The 15,639-nt window shown below is 45.1% G+C and carries 8 protein-coding genes; all 8 read right to left on the bottom strand.

Features of this window, described 5'->3' with window-relative positions; genetic code table 11:
* Positions 1 to 149: 149 nt before the first annotated feature.
* The 8 genes from ACXAH6_RS14745 to ACXAH6_RS14710 all read right to left on the bottom strand — a co-directional run bounded on the left by ACXAH6_RS14745 (position 150) and on the right by ACXAH6_RS14710 (position 15,622).
* Complete coding sequence (locus tag ACXAH6_RS14745) at positions 150 to 1,847, bottom strand: DUF3466 family protein (RefSeq protein WP_474878012.1); 1,698 nt, start codon at positions 1,845 to 1,847, stop codon at positions 150 to 152.
* A 12-nt stretch (positions 1,848 to 1,859) separates the two neighbouring features.
* Positions 1,860 to 3,794 carry an ATP-binding cassette ATPase Uup gene (uup, locus tag ACXAH6_RS14740; protein ID WP_474878010.1) on the bottom strand — a complete coding sequence of 645 codons (1,935 nt, stop codon included), beginning with the start codon at positions 3,792 to 3,794 and terminating at the stop codon, positions 1,860 to 1,862.
* Complete coding sequence (locus tag ACXAH6_RS14735; protein ID WP_474878009.1) at positions 3,791 to 4,024, bottom strand: glutaredoxin family protein; 234 nt, start codon at positions 4,022 to 4,024, stop codon at positions 3,791 to 3,793. The genes uup and ACXAH6_RS14735 overlap by 4 nt, the downstream gene beginning before the upstream one ends.
* A complete protein-coding gene (rlmKL, locus tag ACXAH6_RS14730; RefSeq protein ID WP_474878007.1) occupies positions 4,021 to 6,120 on the bottom strand; it encodes a bifunctional 23S rRNA (guanine(2069)-N(7))-methyltransferase RlmK/23S rRNA (guanine(2445)-N(2))-methyltransferase RlmL in 2,100 nt (699 codons plus the stop codon). Before rlmKL ends, ACXAH6_RS14735 begins: the two co-directional genes overlap by 4 nt.
* A 26-nt stretch (positions 6,121 to 6,146) precedes the next feature.
* Positions 6,147 to 7,154 (bottom strand): quinone-dependent dihydroorotate dehydrogenase, encoded by a 1,008-nt coding sequence (gene pyrD / locus ACXAH6_RS14725; RefSeq protein WP_474878005.1) that lies wholly within the window; start codon positions 7,152 to 7,154, stop codon positions 6,147 to 6,149.
* Positions 7,155 to 7,217: 63 nt separating this feature from the next.
* Positions 7,218 to 12,053: an NAD-glutamate dehydrogenase gene (locus tag ACXAH6_RS14720; protein WP_474878003.1), complete on the bottom strand. Its 4,836-nt coding sequence runs from the start codon at positions 12,051 to 12,053 to the stop codon at positions 7,218 to 7,220.
* Positions 12,054 to 12,254: 201 nt separating this feature from the next.
* Positions 12,255 to 14,573, bottom strand: a complete 2,319-nt coding sequence (locus tag ACXAH6_RS14715; protein WP_474878001.1) for an efflux RND transporter permease subunit — start codon at positions 14,571 to 14,573, stop codon at positions 12,255 to 12,257.
* Positions 14,574 to 14,581: 8 nt separating this feature from the next.
* Complete coding sequence (locus ACXAH6_RS14710; RefSeq protein ID WP_474877999.1) at positions 14,582 to 15,622, bottom strand: WD40/YVTN/BNR-like repeat-containing protein; 1,041 nt, start codon at positions 15,620 to 15,622, stop codon at positions 14,582 to 14,584.
* Between the last annotated feature and the right edge of the window lie 17 nt (positions 15,623 to 15,639).

Here is a 15,639-nt window from a genome sequence, read left to right as displayed (position 1 = left end):
CTCGTATTGTTGTGGGGATTTTGGGGTTAGCATGGTGAACACTCCGAATTTCACTATGCCTATTAGATCAAAGCCCCAGACTTTCGTCTAGGGCTTTTTCAACAGTCTGCCGCATAAATGCGGTTTTTTGTCACAGAGAAAATGGCGGGTTAGCTGCGCTTACGTCGGCGAAGGAAAACCAACGGTAGCATAACTATTGGGAATAACCACGACAAAGACGCACCTTGACGTTCGTACCCTTCTTCGTCCACATCACAATTATCAATTCCACCACTGGTCGGCGTTAATTTCACCGCAATGATTTTATCGACTTCGTCTGTGTCTGCGCTGTCGTCCAAAATATCTTCACCATTGATGTAGGTATCAGTGATTCGAATTCTTGCATTAGCAATAATTTCATTCGAATCATTAATGTCTACTGCATCAATCAACTCATATTTGTTCTGGTCAGTACAGCTCAAATATGTGTTCAAATCGATGAATTCGTCGGCTTCCATATCGTACAAAAACGCGTGCTTTTCTCGGTTTGTATCGGTAGTGGCTTCATAATCCGCCGCGCCCACAACCATATTGTTGTTGTTGATCGCACTTGGCGTTACACCAGATGAACTGAAAAATCCGCTCGGCAACAAGGTTTCACCTGTGTCCAATTTGTAGATATACAACTTGTTACGGTTGGTGTCGTCGCTGTCGCGCAACGTATAACCGGTTATCCAACCTTCATCGTTAATATCAATAGCGGTTGAAATTAAGTTTTCGCTACGCGGTAGCAATTCAACGGTGTCGCCGTCTTGGTAAGCCACAGCAACGAGTTGAGTCTCATAGGCGGCGCTACTATTCGGGCGAGTAACCACAACGGATTCACCCGTTTGAGAATCACCTACAGCAATACCATTATTGTTGATGCCATAAGCTCTGGCTACATAGCGGCTGTCGTCTGATGATTCAGGCGTAAATACCAAGTCGTAAACATCAACATCGAGCACTGTACCTGACGAGTCAAGTTGCCAAATATGTGGGCGGGTTTGACTTAACCCAACGAAAGTACTGGAAGTGTTGCGAATGTTGTACTTACACACCGCCTCAGGAATATCGCTACGCTCGTCTTCGTCTTCACACGCATCTTCGTAATCTTCAACGGTTTCGCTGATCCACGAGCTGCCATAACCAGCCACTTGCAGTCGGTTATTAATTGCAAACGCATCTGAGTAACCGCCCATGGTGTCGTCGTCTGGAAGTAGCCCGAAAGTCTGCCCGTTTATCTGCACAAATGCTCGGCGAAGTACGTCGTTAACCACGTAAGTGTATTCGTTGTCGTCTTCGTCTTCGTAGTCGATTTCGTTCCAATAACCTTCGGTAGTACCTACAACAAAGTCACCGTTAACAGCATCACGAGCGATGGTGTAAACGCTTTTACTGTAGTCGTCGAATTTTTCTTTGTATTGGTCAAAACCAAATACGCCGTCGTAATCGATGGTATCCGTAATATAGCTGCGGTACTCGGCTAAGTGTTGGGTTGTGATTGTTCCATTGTCACGCGCATCAACGAGGTATTCCCACAAACGGTGGTAGTCCTCGGTACTCGGGTTTTCTTGTTCAACCGCACTAGGGTCTTCAAACAAGAGTAAGAAAGACAGGCTATCAAAATCTAACAGATCATAGTCAATCGGCGGGTTGTACTCATCTTTGGTTGTTGTCACCATTACGCCATTTTCGCCAATAGATTTGGCGAAATTATGATAAGCCAAATCGTTAACCGGCACGGTAGATAACGTATAGTTTGCGGCAATGGCTGACACTGATGAGGTCGCAAGGATTACTGCGGACGCAAGCTGTTTTAGTTTCATTCAAAATCCTGTTTACTGCTGATTATCTTCCAGCATGCTTTCTAGTTCATCCCAACGCTCGTAAGCATGAGATAATTGTTCTTCTGTTTCGTTCAACTCATTCAGAATTGGCGTTGTTTCGTCACCTGACTTTTTGAAAAACTCAGGATCATTCACAACTTCTTGCAATGAAGCAATGCGCGCTTCGAGTTCTTCGAGCAACGCAGGCAAAGCATCAAGCTCTCGCTGGTCTTTGTATGATAACTTCTTCGTCTTCCTAGTTGAAGACTTTGCACTAGGACTCTGTGCAGTTGAATTAGTTTCATTTTTTACGCTTTCTTGCTGCTTTTCTTTTTGTTTGAGTTTGTCTTGTTCAGCATACCATTGCTCAACGTCAGTAAAACCGCCAACAAACTCACGTAAATAACCACTTCCCTCAAATACTACCGCACTGTTCACAACATTATCGACAAATTCCCGGTCGTGGCTCACCAGTAGCACAGTACCTTGGTATTCTGACAATAGTGTTTCTAACATTTCAAGAGTTTCGACATCAAGGTCGTTTGTGGGTTCATCGAGTACAAGCACATTACTGGGTTTGAGCATCAGTTTTGCCAGCATCAGGCGGTTTTTTTCACCTCCTGATAAAGACTTAACGGGTGCATTAACACGCTCAGGCGTAAATAAATAATCTTGTAAATAACTGATAACATGACGGGGGTGACCGTTTACCATCAAATCACGTTTACCGTCGCCCACGGCATCGATCACCGTTTTTTCTAAGTCGAGGCCTTGACGGTGTTGATCAAAATACGCCACTTCTAAGTTAGCGCCTTGTCTGCACTCCCCTTCTGTGGGCTGAAGTTGGCCTAATAACAACTTAATTAGGGTTGATTTACCACTACCATTTGGCCCGATGAGAGCAAGCTTATCACCACGCAATACATTAAGATCAAGCCCTTTTACGATGGTTTTACCTTCAATGTCGTAATGCAGGTTTGTGGCCTCAAATACCATTTTGCCTGAACGCTGGGCTTGATGCTGAGACACCAAAGCGTTGCCTTGTAAAGCACGTCGTGCTTTGCGCTCTTCACGCAACTTTTTCAACGCTCGAACTCGGCCCTCGTTACGGGTACGACGAGCTTTAATGCCCTGTCGAATCCATGTTTCTTCTAACGCTAATTTGCGGTCGAACTCTGCGTTTTGTGAGGCTTCGATTTCGAGATCTTGCTGTTTTTTCTCTAGGTACTTTTCATAATTACCCGGATAGCTCACCACTTTACCACGATCGAGATCCACAATTCGCGTTGCCATATTGCGGATAAAGGCGCGGTCGTGGCTTACGAAGACAATTGACCCTTGATATTGCTTCAAACTTTGTTCTAACCAGCGGATCATATCAATATCTAAATGGTTAGTGGGCTCGTCGAGTAACAGAATATCGGGTGAACGCACTAAAGCGCGTGCAAGCGCCGCTTTACGTCGCCAACCACCTGACAAGGTCGACAGCGATGTATCTGGCTCAAGCTTCAGCATGGTAAGCACTTGTTCAATTTGTTGCTCAAACTTCCATGCATTCTGCGTTTCTAATTGTTCTTGCAAACGTTGAAGTTTATTGAGGTTGGTCTCGCTGGGGTCAGTGGCGACCAACTGTGTTTGCTTGAAGTAGCCTTTTAGTGTGTCGGCGACTTCGGCTAACCCTTCTGCGACATAGTCAAACAAGGAGATGTCTGTAGTCGCGGGTGGATCTTGCTCCAAACGAGCAATAACAAGGTTATTTTCAACAATGCGCTGACCGTCATCGGCAATAATATCGCCTGCGATCACTTTCATTAATGTTGACTTACCACTGCCGTTACGGCCCACCAAACACACTCGCTCGTTAGGCTGAACCAACAGGTCTACACCATCGAGGAGTGGCGGGTTACCGTAAATTACCGTGATATCTTTAAGTTGTAACAAACTCATGCAAGAAAATGCTCCAGTTCCTGCAATGTGAAAGGCCACCCCAACTCTGCTTGCGTATCGTCCCGCTTGATCACCGGAATGCGAACAGCATACAAATGATAATGTTGCGTGTTTTCACGAATATTGTGCTTTTGAATGTCTAGCGATGCATAGTACTGACTTTGCGACAGTATTTCATCGGCAATATCACATAATTCACAATGTGGCCCAGTAAAAAAGTGCAAAATCATAAACTCAGTAACCAGCACTGATGAATATTTGGTCTGCGTTTGAAGTCTTCGGGCAATGTTTCTTGGCTAATGTTGTCAATAGAAAAACCGAGCGCTGCAACGCCGCTTTCGTCCAATTTAAAACCACGCTTATTATTTGAAAACAGAAGCTTACCGCCTGCTTTTAAACACTTTCTTGCGTCGGTTAACATGGCAAGATGATCTCGCTGCACGTCCCATGTTTGGTCCATGCGTTTAGAATTGGAAAACGAAGGTGGATCAATAAAGATGAAATCGTATTGTCCATTATGAGTCGCTAACCACTGTAAACAATCTGCTTGCACAAAGTGATAAGGCCCTTTCAACTTATTGGCTTCAAAGTTGTCTTTTGCCCAATCGAGATAAGTACGAGACATATCAACGGTAGTGACAGAGCGAGCTCCTCCCAGCGCGGCAGCGACTGACACACTGCCTGTGTATGAGAACAAGTTCAACACGTCTTTGCCCTTAGACAAAGCTTTGACTTTTTCTCGTGTTGTGCGGTGGTCGAGGAACAACCCTGTATCAAGGTAATCGGTTAGGTTGACCAATAACTTAGCGCCATTTTCCCAAATTGTGAGGCGCTTGCCTTGCTTGTCCATTTTCTCGTACTGATTTTTACCTTTTTGTTGCTGGCGTACTTTTAACACCACCTGACTTGCGGGCACTTGCATAACAGCGGGCAAATGCAATAACACCTCTTGTAATCGACGCTGAGATTTTTCAGCCTCAATATTTTTGGGCGGTGCGTACTCTTGCACAACCAGCCATTCACCGTATTGGTCAATCGCAACGTTATAATCAGGTAGATCGGCATCGTAAATTCGATAGCAATTGGTATCGATTTTTTTCAGCCATGGCTTCATCTTTTTAAGGTTTTTGCGCAAGCGGTTGGCAAACTCGTGATTTTCAGCGCTATCACCATACTGTTGGCAATTGGCCTCATCGAGGACGTAATTCACCAACTTACACTCGAGCTTACCATTCATCATGGCGTACTCTTTTGCCGCTCTTAGTTTCAGCACACGTAATAATTCACGGTTGCTACTAAGCAGTGAAACCTGCCAATCACGCCATACTGACTTTAACTGCTGACCCCACTGTGAGAACAATGGGAGCAATGAAGTAAGTTCACCAAGGCGTTCACCGTATGGCGGGTTGGATACTAAATACCCTGCTCCAGCAGTGTTGTCTGGTACTGCTTTTACGGCATCTTGATTAGCAAAGCGAATATAGCTGAACACGCCTGCTTCGTCGGCATTTTGCTTGGCTATATTAACTAAGCGTCGGTCGATGTCGCTGGCAAAAATTTGTGCAGGCGGTGTCACTTTTGCGTTTTCAGCCTCACTCACTAGCGCTTGCCACTGGCTTTCGTTGTGGCCTAGCCATTCAGAAAAGCCCCAATGGTGTCGTTTTAGCGCTGGCGCGGTATTTGAAGCCATGAATGCAGCTTCAATCGCAAGGGTGCCTGAACCACACATTAGGTCATACAGCGGTTTATCGGTATTCGACGCCCAACCACTTCGCATTAACATGGCCGCAGCAACGTGTTCTTTTAACGGAGCAGCACCGGTATCGGTACGATATGCCCTTTGGTGCAAGCTTCCGCCGGACAAATCTAGTCCCACAATAAGCTTGTCTCTGTGACAACGTGCATGTATCAGAATATCTGGCTGTTGTTTTTCAACGTTGGGTCTGACACTGCCCTCTTCAAGGAAGTGATCGACCACCGCATCTTTGACTTTTAACCCGCCAAACTGAGAGTTATTGATTGCACGGTTAGTACCGTTAAATTGCACGCTCAGCGTTTGATTAGCTCGCATATGCATAGACCAATCAATAGAAGCTGCGGTGTCGTATACTGCTTCGGCACTTTCTGCGCTGCCTTCGGCTAGCACCCACACCACGCGGTTTGCTAAACGTGACCATAAGCAAACGCGGTACGCGTCGATTAATTCTCCAGAGAATTGTAATTGACCGGGCGCGACTTTAATTTCTGCCTCTGGACAGAGCGTTAGGACTTCTTGTTTAAGAAGTTCATCAAGACCACGACTGGTCGTGACGAGTATCGTATTCATAATAAAACCTGGTTGGTTTACTGCAATTACAGACTATCGACAATCTGTTTAATGAGTTTGGGACCTTGATAAATAAACGCCGAGTAAACTTGTACTACACTCGCGCCAGCGGCCAATCTGGCTTTTGCTGATTCAGCATCGTGGATCCCTCCCACGCCGATAATAGGGATTTGGCCTTTCAACGCAGCGGATAATTGTTGGGAAACCAAGAGGCTTTTGTCACACAGTATTTTACCGCTTAGACCGCCAGCTTCCTCTGCATGGGGTAAACCGGCTACCGGCTCTCTCGACAAGGTGGTATTGGTGGCTATTACACCGTCCATTTCCGCGCTCAATAGTGAGGCAGCGATGCTGTTTACTTCTTCTTCGTTTAGGTCAGGTGCAATCTTAATAAACATGGGAACGTATTTGCCGTGTTTATCAGCTAGGGCTTTCTGCTCTACTTTCAAACCGGTTAGCAATCGGTCTAACGCTTCGCCGTATTGTAGATTACGCAACCCAGGTGTGTTGGGTGAAGAAATATTCACAGTCACATAACTGGCGTATTCATACACTTTACGCAAACAAATTAGATAATCGTCCAGTGCGTTTTCTTCGGGCGTGTCTTTGTTTTTACCAATGTTTATCCCTAAAACACCTTTAAACACTGACTTTTTAACTTGCTCGACAAGATAGTCCACACCTTTATTATTAAAACCCATGCGGTTGATGATGGCGTCTTTTTCTGGGATGCGGAACAAACGAGGTTTTGGGTTACCCGGTTGCGGGCGTGGTGTCACTGTGCCCACTTCAACAAAACCAAAGCCCATGGCCGCAAATGCATCAATACATTCACCATTTTTATCCAAACCCGCCGCTAAGCCAACGGGATTGGGAAATGATAGCCCTGCAACTGTCACAGGCTTATCCGCAACTGTTTCGCTATATATCCCTTTGAGGACAGAACGCTGCGTGCGTTTTAGCCAATTAATGGTGAAATCGTGGCTCTTTTCAGGCTCACATTGAAGCAGTATTTTTTGGACTATCTGGTACATGGTTTCCACTAAAAAAAAGCCCTGCTTAACAGGGCTTGTTCGTTATGCATTTAATCGCGTAGTTTAATGGTTCGCCTTCACGCTTAAAAGCATCAATTCACGTAAAGCGACAGAAAACTTCGCAAATTCGTGTGTTGTACTGGTTTTGAACTCGCTCATCATGTGATACCAGCGTTTTAATAGCGCTTTATTAGACTTCATCCAAGCGTTCAGCAATTCGTCTGCATCTGTGCTCTCAGGATAAATAGACAACAAATTTGCTGTAATTGAACGTTGTTGCCAGTCTAACTCTTCACGGTATGACGCTCTAGCCAGCGCTTGCCAATGGTTGCTCACCGCTTGATGATTGATTTGCTCTAGGAACCAATGCAGCTCTAAACGTGAACCTAATTGGAAGTACAAGCGAGACACCACTTTTACATCGTGTCCGTTTTCAACAATTTGTGCTAAATCCATGCTAGAGAACATATTGCTCAAGCTCGCCACGCGATAGGCTATTTCTTGCGGTACGCCATCATTGGTTAATGACAAAATATGCGACTCCATTTGTGCGTATTCGTCTTCAACCAAGTAATCTTGCAGGTTACGTGACAACGAATCAAACGTATCGCGATAACTATTGATGGCCTCTTGAATACCTACGCCCTGCTTACCATGACGGATATACCAACGGGTAGCACGGCGAAGTGTACGGCGTGCACTGTCTAGCATTTTCAGCTGTAAATCGGCACAAATGGCATTGTCGAGAGATTCAATGCTCTCCCACAATGACTGCATGTCGAACACACCTTTAATAATACTGTAGGCGTTCGCGATTTCATCCACCGACGCTCCGGTTTCTTCTTGCATACGGAAGACAAAGTTCAAGCCCATGTCATTAACCATATTGTTGGTTAATTTCGTGGCAATAATTTCACCGCGTAGTGGATGTTGCTCCATTTGTTCACTGAAGCGTTCGCGCAACACTTTCGGGAATGCTTCAATCAGCAGTTGTTTGTGGTATGCGTTATCAGTAATTTCAGGAATGTTTAATTCGTCTTTCAGTACCATCTTGCCATAGGCAATGAGCACGCTTAACTCAGGGCGCGTCAATCCGCGGTCGCTGGCCAAGCGGTCTGAAATTTCATCATCTGACGGGATAAACTCCAGCTCTCTGTTTAACGCACCGTCGCGCTCCAAACCGTGAATAAAGCGCAATTGCTCTTTTAGTTGTGCTACGCCAGAGCGTTCTGTAATTGAAATAGACAGCGTTTGGCGATAACAGTCTTGTAGTACAATTTTGGCTACGTCATCGGTCATATCGTAAAGCAAGTTGTTGCGTTGCTTCACGGTTAGATCACCACTGTTGACCAGTGAGTTGAGGAGTATTTTGATGTTCACTTCATTATCTGAACAATCTACTCCACCCACATTGTCGATAAAGTCGGTGTTAACTCGTCCACCGTTTGCTGCGTATTCAACACGGCCTAATTGGGTCAGCCCTAAGTTACCGCCTTCACCGATGATTTTGGCCTGAATATCTTCGCCGTTAACACGCAAATCATCGTTAGCGCGATCACCCACATCACTGTGCGACTCTTTGCGACTTTTCACGTAAGTGCCGATACCGCCATTCCAAATAAGGTCTACTGGCATTTTCAAAATGTTGTGGATCAGTTCATTAGGTGTCATTGTCGCCTGACGTGTACCCAACCACTTTTTCATTTCCGGTGTGAGCTTGATAGATTTTGCCGCACGGCTAAAAATACCACCGCCTTTAGAAATCAGTTTGGCGTCGTAGTCTTCCCAGCTCAAACGTGGGTTTTCGAACAATCGTTGACGCTCTTTGTAACTCGCTGCGGCGTCAGGAGATGGGTCGAAGAATATATGTAAGTGGTTAAAGGCTGAAATAAGGCGTGTATGTTCAGACAACAACATGCCGTTACCGAACACGTCGCCCGCCATATCACCAATACCAACACAGGTGAAATCTGTGGTCTGGCAATCGATACCCACTTCACGGAAATGGCGTTTAACCGATTCCCATGCGCCGCGTGCGGTGATGCCCATTTTCTTATGGTCATAACCAATACTACCACCTGATGCAAAGGCATCCCCCATCCAGAAGCCATATTCTTCAGAAATACCATTAGCAATATCTGAGAAGGTAGCGGTACCTTTGTCTGCCGCGACTACCAAGTAAGGGTCATCTTCATCCAAGCGGACCACATCAACAGGCGGAACAATGTCACCATTTACGATGTTGTCAGTAATATCGAGAAGCGCACGAATGAATATGCGATAACAGGCTTTACCTTCTTCAAAAAACGCTTCTCGACCACCCGTTGTAGGCAAGCGTTTACAAATAAAGCCGCCTTTCGCCCCAACCGGTACGATAACCGTATTCTTTACCTTCTGCGCTTTTACCAGGCCAAGTACTTCAGTACGGAAGTCTTCCTGACGATCAGACCAACGCAAACCGCCACGTGCCACGCGACCACCGCGCAGATGCACACCTTCTACTCTTGGGCTGTATACGAATATTTCGTATTTAGGCAATGGCAAAGGCATGTTGGGGATATTTTCAGGTAATAACTTAAACGATACGTAGGACTTTTCATTGCCTTCGCTGTCGCCTTGATAAAAGTTGGTACGCAAAGTTGCCTGCATCATGTCGAGATAACGACGGATAATGCGGTCTTCGTCAAGGTTATTCACATTGTCGAGTTGCGTGCGAATATCCTCATGAAGCGTATCCAGTTTCTTTTGATTACGCTTTTTCTTAGGATTAAATTGAGCGTCGAAATACGCCACTAGCGCCTGTGCAATAGTCGGGTAATTCGCCAGTGCATTGGCCATGTAATCACGAGAGAATGAGCTGCCCGTTTGACGCATATATTTCGCATAAGCACGTAAAATCGTTACCGAACGACCGGTCATTTCTGCGCCGAGAATTAAGCGGTTAAAGGCATCGTCTTCAAGCTGGTTGGCCCACACTTTTGCAAAGGCATCTTGGAATAAGGTTTGCGCCTTTTCCATATCCAGTTGCTTGTCGGCTTTGTGTAGCATGGTGAAATCCATCACCCACAACTTATTGCCTTCTGCACAAGTGATTTTATAGGGGCTTTCGTCGATCACTTTTAGACCGAAGTTTTCCAACATGGGTAGCACGTCAGACAAATGAATAGGCTCATCTTTGTGAAACAGCTTTAATTTCACGATGGCGCTGTTGCTGTCTTCTTCTTGGGGACGATAGAACAACATATCTAACGTGTGTTCTTCATTCAGCTGATCGAGCTTTTCAATATCAACCAAGGCCGCGCTAGGCAGGTTTTGTTCCATATAACTGCGGCTAAATCCGTTGAGATAACGTTTTTCAAGGGCTTTGCCTTTCGCTTCACCGTACTCAGCCGTGATTGCTGAAGATAAGCGGTCATTCCATGTTTTACTCAACTCAATCACGTTTTGTTCGATTTCTTTCACATCAAATTCCGCGTTGTTATCTTTCACTCGGGCGATATAGTGGGTGCGTGCATAAACTGATTCTGAAAAGTACGTAGTAAACTCCACGTCGCCTTCAGCACCGAATGAATGCTTGAGAAGGGCTTGCGTGTCTTTTCTCAATTGCGTGTTATAACGCTCTCTCGGCACAAAGATCATACATGAGAAGAATCGCCCAAAGGTATCTTTACGCACGAACAAGCGTGTAATGCCCCGCTCCTGCATTTGGAATATACCGCGTACAATTTCTGCCATTTCTTCAGACGGCGTTTGTAGCAGTTCATCTCGCGGGTAGGTCTCTACAATGTTAACAAACGTTTTGTAAGCATGGGTATTGGGTTCAAACTTTGACAGCGCACAAATCTTTTTGATTTTCTCGCCCAACAGCGGCACATCACTGGCACTGCTGTTGTAAAAATTAGACGAGTACAAACCTAAGAAGCGGTGCTCGCCAACTACTTGACCGTCGTCGTTAAACTCTTTTACACCCACATAGTCCATGTACGCAGGACGATGAACGCGAGAACGCGTATTGGTTTTGGTTAATATAAGTGGGTGCGAACCTAAAGATTCTTCACGCGCACTGGCAGGCAATTTAGACAATAAGCGCTCTTTGCCGCTCACTGAATTTTTCATTAGCCCCAAGCTAGAGTCGTTGTCAGGAATCCAACGATGATCACCTTCAATCGCTTTCACTTCGTAGTAGCGATAGCCCATCAAAGTGAAATTGTGATCATTGAGCCAAGTAAGAAAGTTTTTGACCTGAGTTTTTTCATCTTGATAGAAAGGCTGTTTATTTTGCTCAACATCTTTAATGATGGTTTCTAACTTGGTGCACATTGGCTGCCAATCGCCAACGGCCAGTGAAACTTCTTCTACCACTGACGCGAGTTCAACAGAAATGGCGTCGATGTCTTTTTTCGCAGTTTGACGGTCGATTTCAATCAGGAACACCGTTTCTTTGTGCGCTTGCTTTGAGCGACTCGCATTGCTCACAAATTCTGTGAGCGCATGATCCTTGTTGCGTTTAATACGCATTGGACTATGCAATAACAAGTGAGCAGTAATGCCTAAGCGATTTAGGGCCATTCTGACTGAATCAACCAAGAAGGGCATATCGAGGGTGATCAATTCCACAATTGTGTGGCTTGAGTTCCAACCGTGTTTATCAATTTCTGGGTTAAAAACCCGAATATAGGGGCGTTCACCGTTAAATTCGGCGAACTGATTCCAGAGGCTTAATGTTGCGCCATAGAGGTCACTGTCGTTGCGATGCTCTAAATCATCGTTAGACATGTTACTGAATAATTGGCGACCGAATTGTTGGACTAATTGTTGTTTTTCTGCGTCCACTTTCTTTTCGATCAATGAAAACACATTCTCTAGCAAAACAGAATGGCGTTGCGAGGTGACTGTCATGTGCTAACCTTTTTTTGAGGACTAACGTGGTAATACCAGTAGGTATAGGTAAGTATAGAGTATATAAGGGTATTTTCTCCAAAAACCAACCCCATTTAAAGTCCTAGTTTAACGTTATTTTAACAGCTTAGATAACTATGCAGAAAAGCGCGAAAAAAAAGGGCCAAAAGGCCCTTTTTTGTGCTTATCTATGCAAAAAAATTATTGTTCGCGACGGAACCAAAGGAAGCGTGCTAACGCAGGTAGTACAACAATTGCACCAATCATATTCACAAGGAACATAAAGGTGAGCAAAATGCCCATATCCATTTGAAATTTAAGGCTAGAAAATACCCAAGTGCTTACGCCAATAGCCAAGGTGATGCCAGTAAATAACACCGCACTGCCCCGTTCTTTTAATGCGTCCATGTAGGCATCTTTCACTGACGCCCCTTGCTTGAGTTTTAAACTCATTGTCGACAAGATATAGATACCATAATCAACACCGATACCAACACCTAAGGCAATAACCGGCAATGTAGAAACAGTTAAGCCAATTTCTAAGTAAGTCATTAACGCTTGTGCTAATACCGAGACCACATACAAGGGAATAACAACAGACAGCGTTGCACGCAAGCTACGGAAGCTTATCAAGCACAGTAGAATTACGGCGCCAAATACGTACACCATCATCGGCACTTGTGCTGCTTTAACGGCTTCATTTGTTGCAGCCATGACGCCCACAGGGCCAGAAGCCAAACTAAATTTCACATCGTCAGATTCATAATCCTTGCGGTACGCTTTTACGGCATCGACAACACGTGTAATGGTTTCGGCTTTGTGGTCTTCCATAAACAGAATAACCGGCATGACCGAACAATCACCATTGAGTAAACCCGTTGAGGTTGGTACACGAGCGATGGCTTGTACTAGGGTTTGTTGGTTACGTGGAAGCACTTGCCATTTTACGTTGCCCTCGTTGTAACCGGCATTGATGGTTTTAGATACCGATGCCAGTGACACTGCCGATTGTACTCCTTCGACGTTTTCCATTTTCCACTGAAAATCGTCGATAGCTTTCATTACGGTGTAATCGGTACAAGCTTCGGGCGTGGTTTCAACCAATACCGAAAGGTAATCAACGGTAACTGCGTATTTGTCAGTGATCAATGCCGTGTCTTGGTTGTAGCGAGAGTCTTCATGTAACGAAGGCGCGCCAGCTTTCAAATCTCCGATTTTCATTTGTTCAGATTGAATAAAGCCAAATACAAAGAGTATTGCAGTGACAAGTAGTATTACCGATGCTGTTTTCTTTTCCGTGCACTTATCTAACCATTTCCACAGCCCAACAGAACGGTTTTCTTTCCCTTCAAATTGGTCAAAGTAATGGGCCGGAAACTTCAAGTAACTCATGAGAACCGGCAGTAAGATTAGGTTGGTTAAAATAATAACCGCAACACCAATACTCGCAGTAATCGCCAGCTCTCTGATAATGCCAATATCAATGACCAATAATGTCATAAAGCCCACGGTATCTGACAACAGCGCAATGCCACCAGGGATCAATAGGGTTCGGAACGCACTTTGTGCAGCGTCTTGTGGAGACATGCCAGAAACAACACGTTTTTCTACCGCGTTTATCATTTGCACGCCATGGCTCACCCCTATGGCGAACACTAAGAAAGGCACCAAAATCGACATAGGATCAAGGCCGAATCCAAGGAAAGTCAGCAGCCCCAGTTGCCAAACCACCGCCACAATTGAACACATTAATGGCAATATGGTGAGCATTATATTCCGACAGAAGAAGTACACCATGATACCCGTGATCGCGAGCGCAATAGCAAAGAACAAGACAACGTCTTTCGCACCATCGGCCACATCGCCAATCATTTTGGCAAAACCGATAATGTGAATAGAAATTTTGTCGTTCTCGAACTTCCCTCTTAGCTCATCTTCCAGCGTTTGCGCTAGCGCGAGTGTATTAAGCGGCTCTCCGGTTTTCGGATCGAGTTCTAACAGTTGCGCCTGTACCATGGCGCATTCATAGTCGCTTGATACCTGACGACCAACAATATTGGCCTTTTCAATGTTTGCCGCCACCTTTTCAAGCGCTGCTGGGTTAGACGAATCGAAATCAGCGGGTATCACTGGGCCGCCTGCAAAGCCGCCTTCTACAATTTCGGTAAATCGTGTTGAAGGCGAAAACAGAGAAACTACTGAAGAACGGTTCACACCATTGATAAAAAATAACTGGTCATGAACGTTTTTAAGAGAATCAAAGAATGTTTGGTTAAATATATCCCCTTCTCGGTTGCACACAGACACCAATACATTGTTGGCGCCACCAAAGTCTTTTTGATGGGCCATGTAGGTTTGCATATATTCGTGATTGAGCGGGATGTTTTTTTCAAAACCGGCATCTAACTTCATATTCGAAGCTTGATACATGAAAAATAACGTGGCTGCCAAAAAGGCCAGCATCACACCGAAACGGTTTTTGAAAATGAGCTTTTCTGAAAATTGAGTAATCTTCGACATGGAAACGTTTAATCCAAATTAAGTTGTTGAATGCCGTCGGCAGTTACCGCGATGATTTCTCCATTAAAGGAAACAGCATTCAAAATGGCACTTTTATCTTTCTTCTGGCGCACGACGACATCTTCGGCAGGCGTACATTGCGTCGCCGCGCCATATGGGTCGTAATCTTGTGTAATTAACGGGCGAGACAATACGACTTCGCGACCATTATTACCAACGGCGACAATACGTTGCTGATTTGCCTGAATAATTGAATTGAGAGTGGTTGTGTCGCAGGTATTGACGAACATCCACCCATCATCATCAAGGTGTTTGGTGAAAATTTTCCCACGTAACCCAACTGCAACCAGCGTATCATCGCCAACTGATTGAATATCGAAAAAAGAGCCAATGTAATCTAAGGTGTAGCGTTGCCAAGTTCGCCCCTGATCATCGCTGCGCGCAAGCAGTCCGGCTTCACCGGCAATATAGCTCACGCCATTATAGACATTGATTCGATTTAGATGCGGTAATATCGATTCCAATTCCTGCAAATAGAAATCTTCATCTTCTTTGCGAATATCGTTAAGGTATTCTTGATCCATAGGATCAAGCAAAGTTTGGTGGCGTTCGGGCTGCCAGCTGTTACCGCCGTCTAACGTACGATAAAACAAACCATAGGCACCAATGGCTACGCCTTGATTTTCATCAAAAAAATACACGTCAAGGAAGGGGCGCTCCATCTCGGGTGCTTGAAACTGAATGTCCCAAGATTTACCACGATCTCCCGAGTGTAAGATTGTTGCGTCGTGGCCAACGGCCCATACATTGTCACCAATAACACTCACTGCTGTTAATGTGGCGTCTGTGGGTACAACTGACTGGACAAAATTAACGCCATCAGATGAGACAAGAATATGCCCCCTTTCACCTACCGCAACAACATAGTCGGTTGCTGTGATATCTAAAAGTGTTGATTCTTTCACCAAGGGCGCTATGAATGCTTCTTCTGCGTTAGAAGAAAATGGAAAAGTGAGCGCGAGGCAGGCGATACAGGCTTTGTTGATCAAACTAATTATCCTCCCTT

Source organism: Alteromonas sp. ABE4_545, assembly GCF_056161325.1.
Note: the sequence above shows the minus strand (reverse complement) of the source record. Positions and strands in the feature narration are given on the sequence as shown.

Bases quoted from the DNA above. Each gene is read 5' to 3' on its own strand.
- uup (WP_474878010.1), bottom strand. From the start codon at position 3,794: ATGAGTTTGTTACAACTTAAAGATATCACGGTAATTTACGGTAACCCG.
- ACXAH6_RS14715 (WP_474878001.1), bottom strand. From the start codon at position 14,573: ATGTCGAAGATTACTCAATTTTCAGAAAAGCTCATTTTCAAAAACCGT.
- rlmKL (WP_474878007.1), bottom strand. From the start codon at position 6,120: ATGAATACGATACTCGTCACGACCAGTCGTGGTCTTGATGAACTTCTT.
- pyrD (WP_474878005.1), bottom strand. From the start codon at position 7,154: ATGTACCAGATAGTCCAAAAAATACTGCTTCAATGTGAGCCTGAAAAG.
- ACXAH6_RS14745 (WP_474878012.1), bottom strand. From the start codon at position 1,847: ATGAAACTAAAACAGCTTGCGTCCGCAGTAATCCTTGCGACCTCATCA.
- ACXAH6_RS14735 (WP_474878009.1), bottom strand. From the start codon at position 4,024: ATGATTTTGCACTTTTTTACTGGGCCACATTGTGAATTATGTGATATT.
- ACXAH6_RS14720 (WP_474878003.1), bottom strand. From the start codon at position 12,053: ATGACAGTCACCTCGCAACGCCATTCTGTTTTGCTAGAGAATGTGTTT.